This is a genomic window from Rhodococcus sp. AZ1 (genome assembly GCF_054979605.1).
The window spans coordinates 1-20,839 of the sequence record NZ_JBUEQF010000006.1; the positions used below are offsets into that span (position 1 = coordinate 1).

Here is a 20,839-nt window from a genome sequence, read left to right on the forward strand (position 1 = left end):
CCACGCCAGCACAAAAAATGTACTGACAAAAACCAGCCCCCCACACACAGCACGGAGGACCAGCAAACCAAAAAAAATTGGCACTGACATTCATCGACACACTGTTGAGTTCTCAAAGAACACGCACACACCACCACGCACCACACACAGCAGCACGATCCGGGGCAACCGAGCTAGGCTAACCACCTCGCGGCCCAGAGTCAAAGCCCGGAGTCTGCGAGCGAAAGCCTGGCGGAAGTTCGAAGACAACCGCTCCTCGCTGGCTCCCGCTAAGTTACGCGACGGATAACAGCTCGTCAAATCTGCAGGTCAACCCGGTGGCCGGCCGATCACGCCAGGCGGACGCCCGCGAAGTTGCGCCTCCCGCGTCTGAGCACGAGCAGGGAACCGTGCAGTGCATCGGCACGGTCCGGAACCCATAGCTCATCGGACACCCTGTCGTTGTTGACCGACACACCGCCCTCTCGAACCGCACGCCGCGCGGCGCCCTTGCTCTCGCACAGCCCGGTCGCGACCAACAGGTCCACGATCGACGAGTCGGCTCCCGAGCGATCGACGTCGATCAGCGTGGCTTCTCGCAGCGCCGCCACGAGCGTCGACTCATCCAGGTCGGCGAGGTTGCCTCGACCGAACAGCGCCGAGCTGGCCAACTCCACCGCCCGAGTGTTGCCCTCACCGTGAACCAGCGTGGTCATCTCCGCCGCAAGGCGCTTCTGGGCCGAGCGCAGTTGCGGCCTCTCGCTCAGTTCGGAGGCCAGATCGTCGATCTCGTCCCCGGTGAGAAAAGTGAACCAGCGCAGGTATCGGATCACGTCTGCATCAGCGGTGTTGACGAAGTACTGGTACCACGCATACGGCGAGGTCAGGTCCGGGTCCAGCCACAAACTCCCGCCACCGGTGGACTTGCCGAACTTCGTTCCGTCCGCCGCGGTCACGAGGGGGACGGTGAGCGCGTGCGTCGATTCGCCGTCCACGCGGCGATTGAGTTCGACGCCGCCGACAATGTTTCCCCATTGGTCCGACCCGCCGACCTGCAGCGTGCAGTCGTACGTGCGGCGCAAGTGCAGGAAGTCGTACGCCTGCAGGAGCATGTAGCTGAACTCGGTGTACGACATCCCGTCGCCGTCGAGCCGTCGCCTGACGGTCTCGCGAGCGAGCATCACGTTGATGGAGAAGTGCTTACCCACGTCTCGAAGAAGCTCGATCGCCGACATCGACGCTGTCCAGTCGAGATTGTTGGCCACGATCGCCGACGTGGGGCCCGACCCGATCTCGACGAACCGCTCGAGCTGCCCCCGAATGCGTTCCGCCCACTCCGCGACGGTGTCGACCGAGTTCATCGTGCGCTCAGCCACATCGCGCGGATCGCCGATCAGGCCCGTGGCACCGCCGGCGAGCACGATCGGACGGTGCCCGGCCAACTGGAACCTCCGGAGGACCAGCAGGGGCACGAGGTGTCCGGCGTGCAACGACGGCCCGGTGGGATCGAAGCCCGTGTAGAGGGTGATCGGACCCGCTGCGACCGCCGCGCGCAGGGCGTCGACATCGGTGGACTGTGCGATCAGGCCGCGTTCGGTCAGGTCGTCGATGATGCTCACTGCTCGATCTTGCCGCACGCGCTACCCCCGCGGGGCCCGGGGGCTACGTCGATAGGTCGAGACCTCGGGTGCACCGTCAATCCAGAATCGCCACGGGCGGTCCGCTGCTCGCGACACCCCGACGCGCGGCCCGCAGACGATCGGGACACCTGGATCGGTGGCCACCAGACGGATGGGTGCACCACCGGTCAGCGCAGACGTCCCCGACCACTGCAGGTCAGCACCGAGCACGCGGCCCAATGAACCGGGCCCGCGCCCGAGAGCGCTGTCTCGATCCACGCCCGGGCGACGGCGACGAGCACAGGACACCCCGCCCGTCACCGCGGCAGCGCGCAGCAGTACCGCGGCCGCCTCGCCGTCGGGTCCGCACGAGATGTTGACGCACAGGTGCACGCCGTACGAGCGGTAGACGTACAGCTGCCCGGCCGGTCCGAACATGGACTGGTTGCGTGCCGTCGGCCCGCACCAGGAGTGGGACGCCGGATCCGGCCATCGGCCGTCCGCCGGCCCTCCGTACGCCTCGGTCTCCACGACGACGATCCGGACGTCGTCGGTCTCGAACGTCGCCCCGACCAGCCGACGGGCGGCGGTTTCGGGGTCTGCGTCGGCGAGTAGACGCTGATCAGGAAAGTTCGGACGCATCCGACGATGGAGCGACCGCGCGAGCGAGGATCCTCTCGTGCTCGCTGTCGTCGACATCGCGCGCATCGTCGATCAACAGAACGGCGATCCCGTCGACGATGGGGTACGACCTGCGCAGGCGAGGGTTGTAGAGCAACTCGCCCTGAACGAGCAGCAACGGGCCCCGATCCTGCGGACAGGCCAACATCCTGTGCAACTCGGAGTCGATGATCACGAACTACCTCTCGACGGGGCCGAATGGATGGAGCGAACGAATTCTCGAAGACGTCGAACCCTGTCCGTCTCCTGAGGCAAACCCTACCGTCAACCCGCGAATCGCTCGGCGACGACGGCCTTGGTGAGCCGCCGGTAGGTGGCCGACGACGGATCGAAGTACCAGGTTCGAACACCCGGGCGTGGAAGACCCTGTTCGATGAGGTCGGATACGACCGGGCGGAAGGACGCACCCAGGGAGATCTCGGGGACGACATGCACGACGTCCGGACGCTCGCCGGGCAGCAGGGTGCCGACGGCCTCGGTGATCTCGCGCGCCGACAGCGCCACTGCTCCGCGGCTCCTGGCGCCACCGCCCGTCGGCCCGCCGGCCGTTCGCAGGGTCACCGCGCACACCGCGTACTGGTGGCCCACCGGGCCGACGCCGTACGCGACCGCGAGGTCCACCTTGTCGAGAACGCCGACCGCGTCTGCGATGGACTGCGGGAACATCGGTCCGCGAGAGGTCGTGATCACCGCGTGGCGATTGCCGAGGTACCAGTAGTCGCCGTCGGAATCGCAGCGAAACATCAGGTCCGTCGGGACCCACATGTCGCCGGGTGCGAACACCCCGCGCATGACCGCGGTGCTCGGATCCACGTCCAGGCCCGGGCGCGCGAGCAGCAGCCCCGGTTGGTCGACGCCACTGCGACGTACGAATCCGTCCTGCTGGATCTCGACCTTCGCCGTGACGGGGTCGTATGCGGCGATGGCCAACTTCGCGCTGCCGGGAAGCGGGCGGCCCTTGGAGCCGATCTTGGCACCCCGAACGTTGGCGAGGATGATGTCACCCTCGGTGGAGGCGTAGAACTCGAGAACCCCGGCGGGAGCGAACTTCTCGAGGCATCGGCGCCACAGACCGGTCGGCATACCGGATCCGATGAGAAGACGCACCGAGTGCGTACCGGGCTCCGGGAAGGCGGGCGAGTCGACCAGCGCACGCATCATCGCCCAGGTGTACGAGACCACGGTGACGCCGTACCGCAGAACCTCGCCCGCAAATCGTTCCGGGTCCACCCCGCGCGAGAGCGCAATGCGCGATCCTCCTGCGAGTGCCCCACCGACCGCCACCAGCAATCCCGCCGAATGGTGCAGTGGTGCAAGGCAGTAGACGGTGTCACCTGAACCCAGACCCGCCGCGCTGGCAGTGCCATAGGCGGACAGGGCCCACCGGTAGTTGGTGATCGGCCGGGCCTGCATCCCACCGTGTGCCACACCGAAGATCACGAAGGCCAGCTCGCCCGCCAGACCCGGATTGGGGGTGTACCAGGCAGGTAGTTCGACCGAAGTGTGGTCGAAGAACTCGAGATCGACCACACCCGCCGACGTTCGGGCGGTTGCCGGGGGGCGGTGGTCGCCGCCACCGAGAACCATCAGGTCGAGCTCGAGCTCAGCGGCGGCCGAGAGGTTCTCAGGGTCGACCACGACGGATTCGACGCGCCCGAGTACCACCGCCTGCGCGAGATCGCTGCCCGGTTGCATCAACACTGCCACCGCACCGATCCGCGACAGGGCGGCGACTGCAGCGAGTCCGCTCGGTCGGGTCTCCATCAGCACACCGACCCGGGTGGCCGGGCGAACCCCATGACCGATGAGACCGGCGACAACTCGGTCGATCCGGGCGTCGACCGCCGAGTACGAGTAGACACGGTCGTCGAAGACGAAACACTCGTCGTTCGGTGAGCGACGCGCCTGCTCGGCGACCAGTCGACCGAACGAGACCTGCGAGTGAGGCTGCAACTGGCCGAGTCGAGCCAGACGCGGAAGGGTCCGCACGGCCTCCGACGAGATCTCCCGCGTCCCACGCACCGCACCGATCGCGGCCGCGACGACACCGCGACCGATTCCGACCCCCACCTCGGCCACCGAGGCGGCCGTGTGGAGCACTCGGTCGGTGACGGAGACACCGGACGTGTCCTCGGCGTGCACGTCGTGAACCATCGGAGCAATGCCGGGCGGACGCGGCCCGAGGTCCTCACGCCACCGGATCCACGCCGCGGTGGTCGGCCATGTCTGGGCAGCTGCGGTCGAGCCGACGACGAGACCGAAGTGGCCGGCGCGCAATGCGGCTTCGAACACCTCCGAACGCGGCGCGGCCCGCTTGATGCCGCGGACCGCGAGGGGCTGACCGATGTCGTCGACCTCACCCACGAACGCGAGGATCGGCACCGTCAGCTCGGCCAGAGTCACAGCCTTGCCGTCGATGACGAACCCGCCGGTCATCATCCGGTTGTGGACCACGAACTGCTTCAACAGCTCCGCTACTGCGGGGCCGGACCAGGCAACCCACCCGTCCATCGCCAGGAATCGGCGCTGCTGCTCACGCGGGAGCAGGGCATCTCGGTCGTGCAGCTGCATCAGGAAGTCGATGCGTGACTTGACCGTCTTTGCCGGATCGAGCAACTGGAACCCGGTACGAGCCATCCAACCCGACACCGCGAGACGGGTGAAGACGTGGTCTGCGAGGAACTCGGCAGTGCGTGTTGCCACCCCCGCCGGGATGCCGAGCGGCAGAGCCGCCAGGGTGTCCACCGGCGCCCCGAATGTGATGATGCCGGCCAGGTTCCTGCTGGCGCGGTACGCGGCGGCCTGATAGCAGAACATCCCGCCCTGGGAGTAGCCGGCGAGATGTACCTTGCGGCCGGTGTGCTCGCTGACGGTGTCGACGATCTCGCTGATCGCGACCACATGGTCGGCCAACGTACGGTTCCAGCCGCCCTCCTCGGTCTCCGGTGAGCCGAAGTCGACGACCCACGGATCGAGCCCGGCAGCATGCAGGATGCCCACGGCGCCCTGGTCTCTCGTGACGTCGTACACCTCGGCGGACACCATCATCGGCGGGACGAGAATCACCGGGGGTCCGTACTGCTCGGAGTCGGGGAAGTAACGCCGGAGCCGGTACATCGGGGTGCGGTCGACCACACGGAAGGGCGAGGGCGCGACGTCGGTCTCGAGACCGCCGAGGCGGATGACCTCGAGGCCGTTCTGCGCCGTCGCCACCAGCCGCTTGAGCTGCGAACCGATCGAATTGTTGCTCACGCCCACCGGATCCCACTCATCACACTCACCGATCTGCTCCCCACATCATTGCCACCGGGCCGAGGCGGTTCGTAGCGTCTCACACGATGCTCGGACCCGACCGCCGTTTCGCTCACGAGCGACTCAGGTCACTGTCCAGCTGCGCAGCACCTCGGTACGAGTGCGTGCCCGTGCGAGTTGCTCGGCCACTCTCGCCGGGGATGTTCCACCCGCGGCGTCGCGCGCACCGACGGAACCGTCGACCGTCAGAACCTCGCGCACGGCGGGCGTGAGGTCCACCGAGACGGCGGCGAGCTCGTCGTCGGTGAGCTCCTCGAGTCCCACCCCCCGCGCCTCGGCCATCCGCACGCACTCACCGGCGGCCTCGTGCGAGACCCGGAACGGCACACCACGACGCACCAGCCACTCCGCTATGTCGGTTGCAAGTGTGAACCCGGCGGGGGCGAGTTGCCGCAGGCGAGCGGTGTCGAAAGTCAGGGTGCTCACCAGACCTGCCAGCGCCGGGAGCAGGAGTTCGAGCTGCGCAACCGAATCGAACACCGGTTCCTTGTCCTCCTGCAGATCGCGGTTGTACGCCAACGGCTGAGCCTTGAGAGTGGCGAGCAGACCCGTGAGATTCCCGATCAACCTCCCGGTCTTCCCGCGCGTCAGTTCTGCGACGTCCGGGTTCTTCTTCTGCGGCATGATCGAGCTGCCTGTCGACCATTCGTCGGCGAGCGTGACGTATCCGTACTCCGGAGTGCACCAGTAGACGATCTCTTCGGCCAGTCTCGACAGGTCCACCGCCGTCATGGCCAACACGAAGGCGGCCTCGGCGGCGAAGTCGCGTGCAGAGGTTGCGTCGATGGAGTTCTCCGCCGATGCACTGAATCCGAGCTCGGCGGCGATCTTCCCCGGATCGAGGCCCAGCGATGATCCTGCGAGGGCGCCCGACCCGTAGGGCGACACGTCGGCCCGTCGGTCGAAGTCCTGGAATCGCTCGACGTCGCGAAGCAGCGGATGCACGTGTGCCAGCAGGTGGTGCGCCAGCAACACCGGCTGGGCGGCTTGCGAGTGAGTCTTTCCGGGCATCACCGCGTCCGGGTGCGCCGCCGCCTGCACGACGAGCGCATCGACCACGTCCAGGACCCCGGCACAGACGCGACGTGTGGCATCGCGCAGCCACATCCGAAACAGCGTGGCGACCTGGTCGTTGCGCGATCGTCCGGCCCGCAGTCGACCACCCAACTCCGCGCCCACACGCTCGATCAGCCCGCGCTCGAGTGCACCGTGCACGTCCTCGTCGAATTCGGCCGCGGTGAAGGCGCCCGAGACGACATCGTCCAGGAGGCTTTCCAGTCCGCCGAGCATCGTCTCGAGATCGCTCGCTGTGAGCAGTCCCGCCGCGTTGAGCACGCGGGCGTGAGCCATCGACGCCCGAACGTCGTACGGAGCAAGAACCCAGTCGAAGTGGGTGGACTTGCTCAGCGCTGCCATCGCGTCCGCGGGCCCTGCCGCGAACCTGCCGCCCCACAGAGCGCCGGTGTTGGTCCCGTGCGAGTTCGCACTCACGCGCGGCGGTCCCGCTCTGCCGAGATCTTCGACGACAGACCGTGCAGCTGGACGAATCCTTTGGCGGCGGACTGATCGAAGGTGTCACCCTCGTCGTAGGTGGCCAGGTTGAAGTCGTAGAGCGAGGACTCGCTCCGGCGGCCGTTGACGATGATCGAGCCCGCGTGCAGAACCAGTCGGATCTCGCCGGACACGTACTGCTGCGTGTGGTCGACGAACGAGTCGAGAGCGGCCTTCAGCGGCGAGTACCAGAGGCCGTCGTAGACCAGTTCCGCCCACTTCTGATCGGTGCGGCGCTTGTACCGGCCGAGCTCGCGCTCGAGGGTGACGTGCTCGAGCTCCTCGTGCGCGCGAATCAGCACCATGGCACCGGGTGCCTCGTAGATCTCTCGACTCTTGATGCCGACGAGACGATCCTCGACGACGTCGAGGCGCCCGACGCCCTGCGCCCCGGCTCGGGTGTTGAGCTCCTGGATGGCCTCGAGTACCGAGACCGGGCGACCGTCGATCGCAGTGGGTCGGCCCTGGTCGAAGGTCAGGATCAACTCGTCCGGTGCGTTGAAGTTGACCGTCGGATCCTGCGTGTAGTCGTAGACATCCTTGGTCGGTGCGTTCCAGAGGTCCTCGAGGAACCCTGTCTCCACGGCGCGGCCCCACACGTTCTGGTCGATCGAGAACGGCGACTTGGTGGTGACGTTGATCGGGATGGCGTTGTCCTCGGCGAACTTGATCGCCTTCTCGCGAGTCCACGCGTAGTCCCGCACCGGGGCGAGGACCTCGAGCTCGGGAGCGAGAGTGTTGAACCCGACCTCGAATCGAACCTGATCGTTGCCCTTCCCGGTGCACCCGTGTGCGACGACGGTTCCCCCGTGGGCCCGAGCGTTGGCTACCAGGTGCTTGACGATGAGAGGTCTGCTGATGGCCGAGACGAGCGGGTAACGGTCCATGTAGAGAGCGTTGTTGCGCACGGTGGGCAGGCAGTACTCCTCGGCGAACTCGTCGCGGGCGTCGACGACGACCGACTCGACGGCACCGCAGTCGAGGGCGCGCCGGCGGACCACCTCCATGTCCTCGCCGCCCTGCCCCAGGTCGATGGCCACCGCCACCACCTCCTTGCCGGTTTCCCGACCGATCCAGCTGATGGCGACGGAAGTGTCCAATCCGCCGGAGTAGGCGAGAATGACGCGCTCGGCCATGGGGTGTGTGCTCCTCGATGATCAGGGTTGGGTGTGGTGTTGGTTGTGTAGAGCCCGGCTCAGGCGAGCCGTTCGATTCGGTCTGCGACCTCGCGCCCGGTGAGCGGTTCACGCGCGATCACGAGAATGGTGTCATCGCCGGCGATGGTTCCCACCACCTCCGGCAGGCATGCCCTGTCGAGCGCACTGGCCAGGTAGTGGGCAGCACCCGGCGGCGTGCGCAGAACAGCCTGGTTACCGCTGGCATCGGTGGAGACCAGGAGTTCCCCGAGCAACCGGCCGAGGCGATCGGTGCCTCCGGAGACCCCGCGCACAGGGCTCCCGTCCTCGGGCACCACGTACACCCCGGCTCCGCCATCGGCTGCTCGCAGCTTCACCGCCCCCAACTCGTCGAGATCACGCGAGAGGGTCGCCTGAGTCACCTCGATCCCCTCTTCGGCCAGCAGCCCGGCGAGTTCGATCTGGCTGCGTACCTGATGCGCCGACACCAGCGCCACGATCCGCGACTGTCGGCCCGATCGAGTGTTGGCCACGACGGGCGACGCGCTCGGAGTCGGCTCCGATCCGGCGGTCATGATCGGTCGAGCAGCCATGTCAACACCGCCTTCTGGGCATGGAGCCGGTTCTCGGCCTCGTCCCACACCGCGCTGGACGGGCCGTCGAGAACGTCGTCGGTGATCTCCTCGCCGCGGTGGGCGGGCAGGCAGTGCAGGACGACGGCGTCGGGATCGGCTCGATCGAGAAGCGCCGCGTCGATGCGGTACGGCAGGAACGGCGCTGTGCGATCGCGCCCGTCGTTCTCCTGACCCATCGACGTCCAGGTGTCGGTGACCAGGGCGTCGACACCGGCAACGGCAGCCGCCACGTCGGTGGTGACCGTGATGCGCCCGCCGGTGGCCTCGGCGCGCGAGGACGCATCGGCCACGACGGCCGGATCGGGTGCGAACCCGGGCGGTGACGCGACGGCGATCTCCATACCCGCCGTCGCGCCACCGAGAAGCAGGGAATGGGCCATGTTGTTGGCGCCGTCGCCGACATAGGTCAGGCGAAGACCGGCCAGTGCGCCCTTGCGCTCGGCGAGGGTCTGCAGGTCGGCGAGCACCTGGCAGGGGTGGAACTGGTCGGAGAGAGCATTGATCAGTGGAACGGTGGCCCCGGCCGCCATCGCCTCCAACCGATCCTGACCGAACGTGCGCCAGACGATCGCGTCGACGTACCGCGAGAGCACCCGTCCGGTGTCCTCGAGGGTCTCCTCACGCCCCAGCTGCGTGGTGGAACCGTCGACGACGACCGCGTGACCGCCGAGCTGCGCGATGCCGAGTTCGAAGGAGAAACGGGTCCGCGTCGAGTTCTTCTCGAAGATCACCCCCACCCCGCGAGGCCCGTCGAGCGGACGCCGCGAGAATGGCGCTGCCTTCAACTCCGCTGCCAGCGCCAGGATCTCGGCTTGCTCACCGGGCTGTAGGTCGTCGTCGCGAAGGAAGTTCCGCACGGTCATCACTGTGCCTCCTGTGTCGCGGTGTCGAGGATGGTCGGCAACGCGTCGACGAACGAGTGCGCCTGCTCGTCCGTGAGGACCAGGGGTGGAGCCAACCGGAGTACGCCCGGCTGGGCTGCGTTGAGCAGGAAGCCGGCCGAACGCGCCACACGTTCCACGACAGGAGCCACGGGGCGGGTGAGGGCGACGCCGATCAGCAGGCCCGACCCCCGAACATGGTCGACGAGCGGATGATGGAGATCCTCGATGTCCTGCCGGATCGTCTTGCCGAGACGGTCGGCATGCGCGAGCAGATCGTCGGCGTCGAGGGTGTCGAGCACGGCCAACGCGGCCGCCGCACACACCGGGTTGCCTCCGAACGTGGTGCCGTGCTTGCCCGGCTCGAGCAGATCGGCAGCGCGGCCGATACCGATGCACGCGCCGATCGGCAGTCCACCGCCCAGACCCTTGGCAAGGGTCATCACATCGGGAACGATGCCAGCCGCCTGGTGTGCGTAGAACCAGCCCGTTCGACCGATACCGGTCTGGACCTCGTCGAGGATCAGCAGCGCGCCGCGTTCGGCGGTGATGGCCCGGGCGGCGGCGAGGTAGCCGTCGGGCGGAACCACCACGCCACCCTCGCCCATGATCGGTTCGAGGAACACCGCAGCGGTGTTCTCGTCCACCGCGGCCGCGAGCGCGCCGATGTCTCCGTAGGGAACGTGCGAGACACCGGCAGGCATGGGCTCGAACGGTCGCCGCTTGTCGGGTTGCCCGGTCAGCGCCAGCGCACCCATGGTCCGGCCGTGGAACGAACCCTCCGCAGCGATGATGTGGGGTCGACCGGAGGTGCGGGCGATCTTGAAGGCGGCCTCGTTCGCCTCGGCACCGGAGTTGCAGAAGAAGACTCGTGCGTGCAGGTCGTCACCGCTCGACCCCAGCCGGCTTCGAAGGCGCTCGGCCAGTTCCACCGTGGGACCGGTGGCATACAGGTTCGACGTGTGTCCGAGCGTGCGAAGCTGCGCGGTGACGGCTCCGACGATGGCCGGATGCGCATGCCCGAGAATGTTCACCGCGATACCGGCCAGCAGGTCGAGGTACTCGCGGCCGTCCGCGTCGACGACCACGGCGCCGGATCCGGACACGAGTGCGACGTTCGGCACGCCGTAGTTGTTCATCATCGATGCAGCCCATCGCTGCTTGATCAGCGTGGTGGGCGTGTCATCGGCGGTGCTCGTGTGCTGAGTACTCGTGTGCTGAGTGCTCGTGTGCTGGGTGCTCACCGGCAGACCTCCTCCGTGTGCGTGACCATGGTTCCGATCCCCTCACCGGTGAACAGCTCGAGCAGCACCGCGTGCCGCACCCGACCATCGATGACGTGCGCCGACGGCACACCACCGGTGACCGCCCGCAGACATGCCTCCATCTTCGGGACCATGCCCGCATCGAGCGAGGGCATCAACGCCGACAGCGCTGCGGAGTCGATTTCCGACACCAGCGACGAGCGATCCGGCCACGACGTGTACAGACCTTCGACGTCGGTGAGAACGACCAGCTTCTGAGCGCGAAGAGCCTGCGCCAGGGCTGCAGCGGCAGTGTCGGCGTTGATGTTGTACACCACGCCGTCGGCGTCGGGAGCGATGGTCGAGACCACCGGGATACGTCCTGCGGCAAGCAGGTCCAGCACGGCGGCCGGATCCACCGAGGTGACGTCCCCCACCAGACCGATGTCGGTCTCACGCCCGTCCACGGACACGGTTCGGCGGGTGGCGGTGAACAAACGGGCATCCTCGCCCGAGATGCCGACGGCGAGGGGGCCGTGTGCATTGATCAGCCCGACCAGCTCCCGGCCCACCTGACCGAAGAGCACCATGCGGGCGACGTCCATGACCTCGGGGGTGGTCACGCGGAACCCACCGCGAAACTCGCCCTCGAGGCCCAATCGGGTCAGCATCGCGGTGATCTGAGGCCCACCGCCGTGTACGACGATCGGATTGATCCCGACCGTTCGCAGGAAAGCCATGTCCGCGGCGAACCCGCGCTGGAGGTCACGATCGATCATCGCGTTGCCGCCGTACTTGATCACGATGGTGGTGCCGGCCCACTTCTGCAGCCACGGCAGAGCGCCCGCCAGTATCTCCGCCTTGTCGACGGCCGTGATGGTCACGACGAGTACGCCGAGTTCTCTTCGACGTACCCGTGCGAGAGGTCCGTGGTTCTGATCGACGCGCTCCCGTCACCGAGTCCGAGATCGATCTCGACGGTGATGTTCGTGCCCGAGAGATCGACGTCGCGGGCTCCGGGAGCGCCGACGCCGTCGACGCACACATCGGTCCCGTTGAACGAGACCGCGATGAGGTTCGGGTCCAGGTCTATCGGGGCGATCCCGACGGCGGCCACCACGCGACCCCAGTTGGGGTCCGAGCCGAACAGTGCCGTCTTCACCAGGCTGTCGCGTGCGACGGTGCGAGCCGCGACGAGGGCGTCGTCGATGGTTCGTGCACCCGTAACGCTCACCTGCACATGCTTGGTCGCACCCTCCGCGTCGGCCATGAGCTGATCGGCGAGGTCGTCGCACACCGCGAGTACCGCGGTATCGAGGTCGGCCTGTGCAGCCGCGACACCACTGGCCCCGGATGCGAGAAGCAGAACGGTGTCGTTGGTGGACGTCGCGCCGTCCACGTCGAGGCGGTCGAAGGACAGCGCGGTGGCGGCGCGCAGGGCACGATCGAGTTGGTCTGCGGTGGCCACCACATCGGTGGTGATCACGGCGAGCATCGTGGCCAGAGCGGGCGCGAGCATCCCGGCGCCCTTGGCCATACCACCGACGTTCCAGCCGTCGGCGTGATGGATCGCGGCCTGTTTCGGGACCGTGTCGGTGGTCATGATGGCGCGTGCGGCGTCGTCACCGCCGCCGAGTCCACCCGCGAGTTCGTGCACGATCTCGGAGACCGCGGGCAGTACGCGGTCCATCGGCAGCCGATCACCGATCAGGCCGGTCGAACACACCGCCACCTCGACAGCGCCGGTCTCGGTTCCCCAATTGCTGAGCGCTTCGGCGAGCGCCTCGGCGGTGCGATGGGTGTCCTGGAATCCCGGCGCCCCGGTGCACGCATTGGCGCCCCCCGAGTTGAGGATCACTGCACGCAGGCGCCCGGTCGTGAGGACCTGCTGCGACCACAACACCGGCGCGGCCTTGACCTTGTTGACGGTGAAGACCCCGGCGGCAGCGTGATCGGGACCCTCGTTGAACACCAGCGCGAGGTCGAGTGCGCCGCTCGCCTTGATGCCCGCAGCGATCCCGGCGGCACGGAAACCTGCGGGCGCGGTCACTCCCTGCGTGCGAATCAGGACACCGGGAACCGGCGTCTCGGAGCCGGGTGCAGCGCTCACGGGGCCACTCCTACGGTGCTCAGGCCGTCGGTTTCCGGGAAACCGAGGGCGAGGTTCATCGATTGCACGGCAGCTCCTCCCGTGCCCTTCGTGAGATTGTCGAGTGCGCACACGGCCACCAGGAGCCCCGCGCGGGCGTCGACGTCGACGGTGAGGGCAACCGCGTTCGATCCGACCACCGCTCCTGTCTGCGGCAGGGCACCCGCGGGCAGCAGGTGGACGAAGGGCTCCTCGGCATAGGCCTTCTCATAGACCTCCCGCACCTGCTCCACCCCGGCCGAAGTGACCGCGGTACAGGTGGTGAGGATGCCGCGCGGCATCGGCGCCAGAACCGGCGTGAAGGAGACGGTGACGGGCTCGCCGGCGAGCGCCGAGAGGTTCTGCGCGATCTCGGGGGTGTGCCGATGCCGACCGGCGATCGAGTACGCCCGCGCGGAGCCCATCACTTCCGACGCGAGCAGGTCGACCTTCGGGGCACGTCCCGCCCCGGAGGTCCCACTGACGGAAACCACGGTGACCCTCGGCTCGACGAGACCGGCGGCGACCGCAGGGGCCAGCGCGAGGGTGGCGCCGGTCGGGTAGCACCCCGGCACGGCGATGCGACGCGCCCCCACCAGTTGCTCACGTGCGCCGGGTAACTCCGGCAATCCGTAAGGCCAGTGACCGGCGTGTTCGCCTCCGTAGTAGTGCACCCAGTCGGCCGGGTCGACGAGGCGGAAATCCGCGCCACAGTCGATCACCACGGTGTCCTCCCCCAGCTCGACCGCCAACGCAGCCGAATGACCGTGTGGAAGCGCGAGGAACACGACCTCGTGCCCGGCGAGGGACTCCGCGGAGGTCTCGACGAGCGCCTTCTCGGCCAATGGGAGAAGGTGCGGATGGTGGTCGGCGAGCAGGGTGCCCGCGTTGCCGCCGGCCGTCAGTGCCCCGATCTCGAGATCGCCGCGCACCAGTGCCGGATGGGCGAGCAGGAGCCGCAGAATCTCTCCACCGGCGTACCCACTCGCCCCGGCGACAGCGACCCGGACGGGCGTGGAGTTCGTGGACTGCATTCGATGATTATGCATGAGCATGCAAGCTCATTCACATTCGGGTCTGGCTACGACCGCAGGTCGGCCCCCACTGCCTCGTGAGCAGCTGCCACGGCGCTGTCGCGGGCGGCGCTCGCCTCACCTTCGGTGAGGGTGCGGTCCGCAGCCCGGAAACGGAGGGCGTACGCCAGAGACTTTCGTCCCTCGCCCACCTGTGAACCCGTGAACACGTCGAACAGTCGAATGTCCTCGAGGAGTTCCCCCGCTCCCGCACGCAGAGCAGCCTCGACATCCGCCGCCGGGACGGACGCGTCGACGACCACCGCCACGTCCTGCAGCACCGCCGGGAAGGCCGACACCGATGGTGAGGGCAGTGTCTGCGTGACGGGAATCGCATCGAGATCGAGCTCGAGAGCACACGTCCGGGGCGGCAGAGATGCTCGCTCGAGCATCGCCGGGTGCAGTTCCCCGGCCCACCCGACAACGGAGCCGTTCACCAGCACCTGCGCACAGCGACCCGGATGCCACGGATCATGTTGCCCTGCACGCAGTTCCACCTCGACCCCCGAGGCATGTGCGATCGCCTGCACCGCGGCGAAGGCGTCGGACGCCTCCACCGGACGTCCGGGGCCCCACGGTCCAGCGGGATCACGCAGCCCGGCGTACACCGCGCACACGTGCACGGGCTGTTTCGGCAGCGAGTGGTCGAGTTCGGCGATCTGATCGTCGGTCGGGCGCCGGTCGACGGGCAACGCCGGCACTGGCGCGGTTCCCTCGTGCGGCTGGACCACCTGCGCCACCGCGAACAGGCTCACATCCCGCTGCCCTCGCGCGACGTTCCTCGCGAGAATTTCCAGAACGCCGGGGAGCAGGGTGGTTGCCAGTTCGGGGCGGTCGGCCTCGAGAGGGTTGAGTACCCGTGCGGTACGGCGTCGCGGATCGTCCGCTGCCAAACCCCACACGTCGAACACGCCCGCCGGCAGGAACACCGGAGCGAGGACCTCCACGTGACCGCTGTGTGCAAGAGCTCGCCCGATCGCCCGGCGCCGCCTCTGCTCGGCGGTCAGGCCACGGCCCGCAGGCGCGGACGGCAGGATCGACGGAATGCGCTCGAGGCCCTCGAGCCGCAGGACCTCCTCGACCAGATCGGCAGGTTGGGTCAGGTCGGGACGCCATGTCGGCGGCGTGACCACGAGGCGTCCGTGCCCGTCCTCTCCGGCGACGACCTCGACATGGCAGCCGATCTGTTCCAGACGCCGGGCGGCGGTCCCGTTCGGATACTGGACCCCGGCCACCCGATCGGGCAGGTCGAGTTCGATCGTCACAGCCGGACGAACCACGACGTGGTCCACCGTCACCACATCGGTCAGCGCCCTCTCCACGCGTCCGCCCGCGATCTCGGCCAGGAGCGTCGCCGCACGATCGAGTGCACGCACGGCCAGCGCCGGATCGACGACGCGCTCGAACCGCCTGCTCGCCTCGCTGGGAAGTTTGTGGCGGCGGGCCGTCCGGAATATCGCCAACGGATCCCACACGGCTGCTTCGAGAAGCACCTCGGTGGTCGATGCCGTGACCTCGGTGCTCGCTCCGCCCATGACTCCGGCCAGAGAGATGACCCCGGTCGAGTCGGCGATGACCACGTCCTCCGGGTCGAGGGTGCGCGTGACGCCGTCGAGGGTGATCAGCTCCTCACCCGCTCTGGCGCGACGAACCACGAGGTCACCGTTCACGCGGCCACTGTCGAAGGCGTGCAGCGGGTGCCCGAGTTCGAGCATCACGTAGTTGGTGACGTCCACTGCCGGCGAGATCGGCCGGATTCCACACAGCAGCAGGCGCCGCGCGACCCACCACGGTGTCACCGCGTGTGGGTCGACTCCGATGACCGAGCGAAGCGCGAACCGTGTGGCCCCGCATCCTTCGCTGAGCTCCACCTCCCGAACGATCGCCTCGTCGGCCGTGCGAGCACCCGCCGATCCGACTCCGACCGCACGATCCGCGGGGTCGGCGAACTCGAGATCGAACCCGCAGGCCAGTTCACGGGCCAGGCCCCGGACGCTGAGTGCGTATCCGCGATCCGGGGTGACGTTGACATCGAAGACGGTGTCGTCCAAACCCAGGATCGCGTGCGCCGACGCACCGGCGGCCGCCGTACCCGGCGGAAGGACCAGGATCCCCGAATGATCGGTTCCCAATCCGAGTTCGGACACCGAACAGATCATCCCGTCGGACACCCGGCCGTACGTCTTGCGTGCAGCGATCGCGAAGTCGCCGGGCAGGACGCTGCCCGGCAACGCAACGACGACCAGGTCGCCGACCGCAAAATTGGTTGCACCGCAAACTATTCCGCGAGGCGCAGCCTCCCCCACGTCCACCGAGCAGAAGCGGATCGGCTTCTTGAACTCGGCCAGCTCCTCGATCGAGACGACACGACCGATCACGACCGGACCGCTCACCGGGCCGAGAGTTTCGACCGACTCGATCTCGAACCCGACGTCGACGAAACCGCTGTCGAGCTCATCGGCGGACACCACCCAGCCCGGACTCGCCCTCTGCACGACCTCGGTCAGCCAGGACTGCGGTACTCGCACGTCGACTCAGCTCTCTCCCACTCGTGGTCCCGACGGGACCGGATGATCAGTCTCGAACTCCGAAAGGCACGCCGAATCGAACGTCACCCTCGACGATGTCGCGCATATCGGCAATATCGTTGCGGAACTGCAGGGTTCGCTCGAGTCCCATGCCGAAGGCGAAACCTCGGTGGACATCGGGGTCGACACCGCTGGCGCGCAGGACGTTCGGATTGACCATGCCGCAACCACCCCACTCCACCCATCCGGGCCCGCCCTTCTTCCCGGGAAACCACACGTCGACCTCTGCCGACGGCTCGGTGAAAGGGAAGTAGTTGGGCCGCATACGGGTTCGAGTCTCGGGTCCGAACAGCGCGCGCGCAAACGCATCCAGCGTTCCGCGCAGGTGCGCCATGGTCAGCCCCCTGTCCACCGCAAGCCCCTCGACCTGGGAGAACACCGGCGTATGAGTTGCGTCGAGCTCGTCGGTACGGAAGGTGCGGCCCGGACAGACGACGTATATGGGCAGCTCACGCGACAGAAGCGAGCGGACCTGGACGGGCGAGGTATGGGTTCGCAGCACCTGCCGCGAGCCTTCGGGAGCAAGGTGGAACGTGTCCTGAAGGGTCCGAGCCGGATGATCGGGAAGGAAGTTCAACGCGTCGAAGTTGAAGTGCTCGGTCTCGACCTCGGGACCCTCAGCCACCTCCCAGCCCATGGCCACGAACACGTCGGCCACCTGCTCGGCGATCACCGTGATCGGATGGCGAGCGCCGGCCGGTCGACGCACGGACGGCAGGGTGACGTCGATGGACTCCGAGACCAGCACTGCCGCATCGCGTTCGGCCTCGAGAACCAGTCGGCGAGCATCGAACGCCGCCTGCACCTGCTCGCGAGCCGCCTTCACGCGCCTACCGGCGTCCGCCCGCTCGGTGGTCGGGAGCGACCCCAGGGCGCGTTGAGCGAGCGCGAGTGGAGCCTTGTTCCCGATGTGCGACGCCTTCACCGCGGCCAGTGAGTCGAGGTCGGTGGCGGCGGCGATGGCGTCGTCCGCGGCAGCGACCGCCGCGGTCAGCGCGGCGTCGGTCAGCGAATCGGCCACCAAGTTACAACTCCTCGTTCCGTAGGACTGTCACCGGCTCGCGGTTCCCTCGTACTGTCACCGGCTCGCGGCGCCGACCGAAAGCGTAGGCGATGGCCTCGACGCTAGCGATCATCGGTTGCCCGCACCATCGGCCCGGCGCTGCGCTCGCGCCGATGCGTACAGACACACCGCCGCCGCCGACGCCAGATTCAGACTCTCGGCGCGTCCGTGGATCGGTATACGCACGCGATGGTCGGCGGCCTGCAGAACCTCGACCGGCAGTCCGTGCGCCTCGGAACCGAACAGCCATGCCGTGGGAGCGGCGAGGAGCTCGTCCGCCTCGTCGAGATCGACCTCGCCGTCGGCTGCCGTGGCCAGCACGGTCGGGCCGGCTGATCGAATCGCCGCCAGCGCGACGGACACGTCCCGCTCACGAGCGAACGGGACGTGGAACAGGCTGCCCGCCGACGCGCGAACACACTTTCCATTGTGCGGATCCACCCCGTCCCCGGCGAAGATGACGCCGTCGGCGCCGCTCGCGTCGGCGACGCGCACGATCGTTCCCGCATTGCCGGGCTCGCCCACCTCGACCGGCACCACCACCAGGCGTGGCCGATCGCCCAGAACGGCGCCGAGATCGGTGTCCAGGACCCCGCACACGGCGACGACACCGGGCGCGGTGACGGTATCGGACAGCCCGGAGGCGGCGCGCTCGGTGACCGCAGTCGGGAGCACGCCGGCGGCTGCCGCCTCTGCCTCGAGATCGGTGCCGCGCCAGCGATCGGTGATGAACAACTCGCGAACCACCCCGGCCCGCACGGCCTCGAGGACGGCGTTCTCGCCCTCGGCCAGGAACAGGCCGCGCCGTCGACGCTCGGCCGAACGATGGAGCTTGACAGCGGAAACGACCCGCGGAGTCCGCTCTGTGAGCGGATCCGCGGGCCGTCCGTGCGGATCAGAGATCAGGCTGCTTCCCCGGCAGGGGCGTTGACGTCGGCCGGGAGGGCCGCCTTCGCGACAGCCACGAGAGCGGTGAACGCTGCCGCGTCGGACACGGCGAGCTCGGCGAGAATCTTGCGATCGACCTCCACGCCGGCAGCCTTGAGGCCCTGTACGAAGCGGTTGTAGGTGATGTCGTTCGCGCGCGCAGCAGCGTTGATGCGGGTGATCCACAGCTTGCGGAAGTCGCCCTTGCGCGCACGACGATCCCGGTAGGCGTAGGTCAGCGAGTGGAGCTGCTGCTCCTTGGCCTTGGTGTACAGACGCGACCGCTGTCCGCGGTAGCCACTCGACGCTTCGAGAATCGAACGCCGCTTCTTCTGGGCATTGACTGCCCTCTTTACGCGTGCCACTGGTCAATCCTGTCGATCGTGGGGCGTGAGCCCCTAGGGGTCAAGGTCAGATGCCGAGAAGGCGCTTGATGCGGGGGGCGTCCTTGGGGCTGACCACCGCGGTGCCGTCGAGCCGCCGGGTCACCCGCGAGGACTTGTGCTCGAGCAGGTGGCGACGTCCGGCCTTCTGGCGCACGATCTTTCCACTCCCCGTCACCTTGAAGCGCTTGGCGGTGCCGCTGTGGGTCTTGGACTTGGGCATGAATCCTCAGTTCTGGGTCGGTGCAACTATCGGTGGTTCTCAGGCCCCGGCGGCAGGTTCGCCCGCCGTGGCCGGTGGAGCGTCGACGCCCTGCTGCGCCTTGGCTCTCGTCTTGGCACCCTTGTGTGGCGCCAAGACCATCGTCATGTTTCGGCCGTCCTGCTTGGCCGAGGTCTCCACGAATCCGTGCTCGGCCACATCGGCTCCCAGCCTCTGCAGAAGTCGGTACCCCAGTTCGGGCCGGGACTGCTCACGACCGCGGAACATGATGGTGACCTTGACCTTCGACCCGGCATCGAGGAAGCGGATCACGTGGCCCTTCTTCGTCTCGTAGTCGTGGTCGTCGATCTTGGGGCGGAGCTTCTGCTCCTTGATGACGGTGAGCTGCTGGTTCTTGCGTGACTCGCGTGCCTTCTGCGCGGCTTCGTACTTGAACTTGCCGTAGTCCATGATCTTGCAGACCGGCGGACGAGCATCGGGCGCGACCTCGACGAGGTCGAGGTCTGCTTCCAGAGCCAGGCGTAGTGCATCCTCAACACGCACGATCCCAACCTGCTCCCCACCCGGTCCGACAAGTCGGACCTCGGGAACTCGAATGCGATCGTTGATGCGGGTCTCAGTGCTGATGGGGCCTCCTCGGTAGTACGGGTACGTCGGTGGTGCGGCGACTTCGGCGGTGGATGGGCGTTCCCTCGACATCCCGGCTGAACCGAAAAGAACCCCGGTCACCTTCGTCAGAAGGCCACGCGGGGTCCGATGCCGACCGGTCTTCGCCGCACAGGACGTGCTGCGCGATGCCCTTCGACAGGCATCACCCGACTTGCGTCGAGGACCGGACCGCGGATCGGCGTACCGAACAGCGGTGGGAGGCGGACTCCACTTGTGCGGTCGCCCCGAACGGGCCGACCGCGGTCGTGCGTCAAGGCTAACACCCCGGGGGCTCCCGAACCCAATCCGTTCGCGTCGACTGCCCGCCCAGCGTGGGCGCGTGTTCGCCACCGCGGACCGCGTGAGACGCTCGTGGGCATGACCGAGCCGCACGACGTCCGCGATCTGGCCGACGTCCCTGCCGTCGAAGTGATCAGTCGAGCAGCGGTGATGTTGATGAGCTCCGCGGCGGAGAAACTTGGCCTGTCCGATCCGGACCCCGACGCCAGCCCGCACCTGGACCTGGACGAGGCCCGGCGGGTGATCACCGCTCTCGCCGGACTGGTGACCGCCTCCGCCGAGTACCTCGGACCGCACGCCGGGCCGATTCGCGACGGGTTGCAGGCACTCCAGCGCGCATTCCGCGAGGCCTCGGCGCATCCGGACGAGCCGGGTGCAGGACCCGGCGAGAAGTACACCGGCCCGGTCTACTGACGGTACTGGGATACCGACGGTACCGGCGTGCGGGGACACCGACGGTACCGGCGT

19 protein-coding genes are annotated in these 20,839 nt (G+C 67.8%); 1 reads left to right on the top strand and 18 read right to left on the bottom strand.

The window, feature by feature from the left end; translation table 11 throughout:
• Window positions 1-329: 329 nt before the first annotated feature.
• The 18 genes from tyrS to infC form a co-directional block, all read right to left on the bottom strand.
• Window positions 330-1,598: a tyrosine--tRNA ligase gene (tyrS, locus tag ACY48E_RS09060; RefSeq protein ID WP_462871826.1), complete on the bottom strand. Its 1,269-nt coding sequence runs from the start codon at window positions 1,596-1,598 to the stop codon at window positions 330-332.
• A gap of 21 nt (window positions 1,599-1,619) precedes the next feature.
• A complete protein-coding gene (locus tag ACY48E_RS09065) occupies window positions 1,620-2,240 on the bottom strand; it encodes a DNA-3-methyladenine glycosylase (protein WP_462871827.1) in 621 nt (206 codons plus the stop codon).
• On the bottom strand, window positions 2,221-2,454 hold the full coding sequence (locus ACY48E_RS09070; protein WP_462871828.1) for a Trm112 family protein: 234 nt from the start codon (window positions 2,452-2,454) through the stop codon (window positions 2,221-2,223). The genes ACY48E_RS09065 and ACY48E_RS09070 overlap by 20 nt, the downstream gene beginning before the upstream one ends.
• Before the next feature lie 89 nt (window positions 2,455-2,543).
• Window positions 2,544-5,537 (bottom strand): AMP-binding protein, encoded by a 2,994-nt coding sequence (locus ACY48E_RS09075; protein WP_462871829.1) that lies wholly within the window; start codon window positions 5,535-5,537, stop codon window positions 2,544-2,546.
• Window positions 5,538-5,654: 117 nt separating this feature from the next.
• The gene (argH, locus tag ACY48E_RS09080; RefSeq protein WP_462871830.1) at window positions 5,655-7,082 is read right to left on the bottom strand and encodes an argininosuccinate lyase; all 1,428 of its coding nucleotides are present in this window, start codon (window positions 7,080-7,082) and stop codon (window positions 5,655-5,657) included.
• A complete protein-coding gene (locus tag ACY48E_RS09085; RefSeq protein WP_462871831.1) occupies window positions 7,079-8,278 on the bottom strand; it encodes an argininosuccinate synthase in 1,200 nt (399 codons plus the stop codon). The genes argH and ACY48E_RS09085 overlap by 4 nt, the downstream gene beginning before the upstream one ends.
• Window positions 8,279-8,337: 59 nt before the next feature.
• Window positions 8,338-8,853: an arginine repressor gene (locus tag ACY48E_RS09090; protein ID WP_462872056.1), complete on the bottom strand. Its 516-nt coding sequence runs from the start codon at window positions 8,851-8,853 to the stop codon at window positions 8,338-8,340.
• Window positions 8,850-9,776 carry an ornithine carbamoyltransferase gene (gene argF, locus ACY48E_RS09095; protein WP_462871832.1) on the bottom strand — a complete coding sequence of 309 codons (927 nt, stop codon included), beginning with the start codon at window positions 9,774-9,776 and terminating at the stop codon, window positions 8,850-8,852. Before argF ends, ACY48E_RS09090 begins: the two co-directional genes overlap by 4 nt.
• Window positions 9,776-10,963, bottom strand: a complete 1,188-nt coding sequence (locus ACY48E_RS09100) for an acetylornithine transaminase (protein WP_462872057.1) — start codon at window positions 10,961-10,963, stop codon at window positions 9,776-9,778. The genes argF and ACY48E_RS09100 overlap by 1 nt, the downstream gene beginning before the upstream one ends.
• A 71-nt stretch (window positions 10,964-11,034) precedes the next feature.
• Window positions 11,035-11,922: an acetylglutamate kinase gene (gene argB / locus ACY48E_RS09105; RefSeq protein ID WP_462871833.1), complete on the bottom strand. Its 888-nt coding sequence runs from the start codon at window positions 11,920-11,922 to the stop codon at window positions 11,035-11,037.
• Window positions 11,919-13,148: a bifunctional glutamate N-acetyltransferase/amino-acid acetyltransferase ArgJ gene (gene argJ, locus ACY48E_RS09110; protein WP_462871834.1), complete on the bottom strand. Its 1,230-nt coding sequence runs from the start codon at window positions 13,146-13,148 to the stop codon at window positions 11,919-11,921. The genes argB and argJ overlap by 4 nt, the downstream gene beginning before the upstream one ends.
• Window positions 13,145-14,200: an N-acetyl-gamma-glutamyl-phosphate reductase gene (argC, locus tag ACY48E_RS09115; protein WP_462871835.1), complete on the bottom strand. Its 1,056-nt coding sequence runs from the start codon at window positions 14,198-14,200 to the stop codon at window positions 13,145-13,147. Before argC ends, argJ begins: the two co-directional genes overlap by 4 nt.
• 47 nt (window positions 14,201-14,247) lie before the next feature.
• The gene (pheT, locus tag ACY48E_RS09120) at window positions 14,248-16,767 is read right to left on the bottom strand and encodes a phenylalanine--tRNA ligase subunit beta (protein WP_462871836.1); all 2,520 of its coding nucleotides are present in this window, start codon (window positions 16,765-16,767) and stop codon (window positions 14,248-14,250) included.
• Between the two features lie 46 nt (window positions 16,768-16,813).
• Window positions 16,814-17,848 (bottom strand): phenylalanine--tRNA ligase subunit alpha, encoded by a 1,035-nt coding sequence (pheS, locus tag ACY48E_RS09125; protein WP_462871837.1) that lies wholly within the window; start codon window positions 17,846-17,848, stop codon window positions 16,814-16,816.
• 111 nt (window positions 17,849-17,959) lie between these two features.
• Window positions 17,960-18,793, bottom strand: coding sequence for a TrmH family RNA methyltransferase (locus ACY48E_RS09130; protein ID WP_462872058.1), 834 nt, complete (start codon window positions 18,791-18,793; stop codon window positions 17,960-17,962).
• The gene (gene rplT / locus ACY48E_RS09135; RefSeq protein WP_462871838.1) at window positions 18,793-19,182 is read right to left on the bottom strand and encodes a 50S ribosomal protein L20; all 390 of its coding nucleotides are present in this window, start codon (window positions 19,180-19,182) and stop codon (window positions 18,793-18,795) included. Before rplT ends, ACY48E_RS09130 begins: the two co-directional genes overlap by 1 nt.
• A 46-nt stretch (window positions 19,183-19,228) precedes the next feature.
• Window positions 19,229-19,423, bottom strand: a complete 195-nt coding sequence (gene rpmI / locus ACY48E_RS09140; RefSeq protein ID WP_462871839.1) for a 50S ribosomal protein L35 — start codon at window positions 19,421-19,423, stop codon at window positions 19,229-19,231.
• A 39-nt stretch (window positions 19,424-19,462) separates the two neighbouring features.
• On the bottom strand, window positions 19,463-20,122 hold the full coding sequence (gene infC, locus ACY48E_RS09145; protein WP_462871840.1) for a translation initiation factor IF-3: 660 nt from the start codon (window positions 20,120-20,122) through the stop codon (window positions 19,463-19,465).
• A 327-nt stretch (window positions 20,123-20,449) separates the two neighbouring features.
• Between infC and ACY48E_RS09150 the strand changes: the two genes are divergently transcribed.
• Window positions 20,450-20,785, top strand: a complete 336-nt coding sequence (locus tag ACY48E_RS09150) for a DUF1844 domain-containing protein (RefSeq protein ID WP_462871841.1) — start codon at window positions 20,450-20,452, stop codon at window positions 20,783-20,785.
• Window positions 20,786-20,839: the final 54 nt, after the last annotated feature.

Bases quoted from the DNA above. Each gene is read 5' to 3' on its own strand.
- ACY48E_RS09065 (WP_462871827.1), bottom strand. From the start codon at position 2,240: ATGCGTCCGAACTTTCCTGATCAGCGTCTACTCGCCGACGCAGACCCC.
- ACY48E_RS09085 (WP_462871831.1), bottom strand. From the start codon at position 8,278: ATGGCCGAGCGCGTCATTCTCGCCTACTCCGGCGGATTGGACACTTCC.
- ACY48E_RS09090 (WP_462872056.1), bottom strand. From the start codon at position 8,853: ATGACCGCCGGATCGGAGCCGACTCCGAGCGCGTCGCCCGTCGTGGCC.
- argF (WP_462871832.1), bottom strand. From the start codon at position 9,776: ATGACCGTGCGGAACTTCCTTCGCGACGACGACCTACAGCCCGGTGAG.
- argC (WP_462871835.1), bottom strand. From the start codon at position 14,200: ATGCAGTCCACGAACTCCACGCCCGTCCGGGTCGCTGTCGCCGGGGCG.
- rpmI (WP_462871839.1), bottom strand. From the start codon at position 19,423: ATGCCCAAGTCCAAGACCCACAGCGGCACCGCCAAGCGCTTCAAGGTG.
- infC (WP_462871840.1), bottom strand. From the start codon at position 20,122: ATGTCGAGGGAACGCCCATCCACCGCCGAAGTCGCCGCACCACCGACG.
- ACY48E_RS09150 (WP_462871841.1), top strand. From the start codon at position 20,450: ATGACCGAGCCGCACGACGTCCGCGATCTGGCCGACGTCCCTGCCGTC.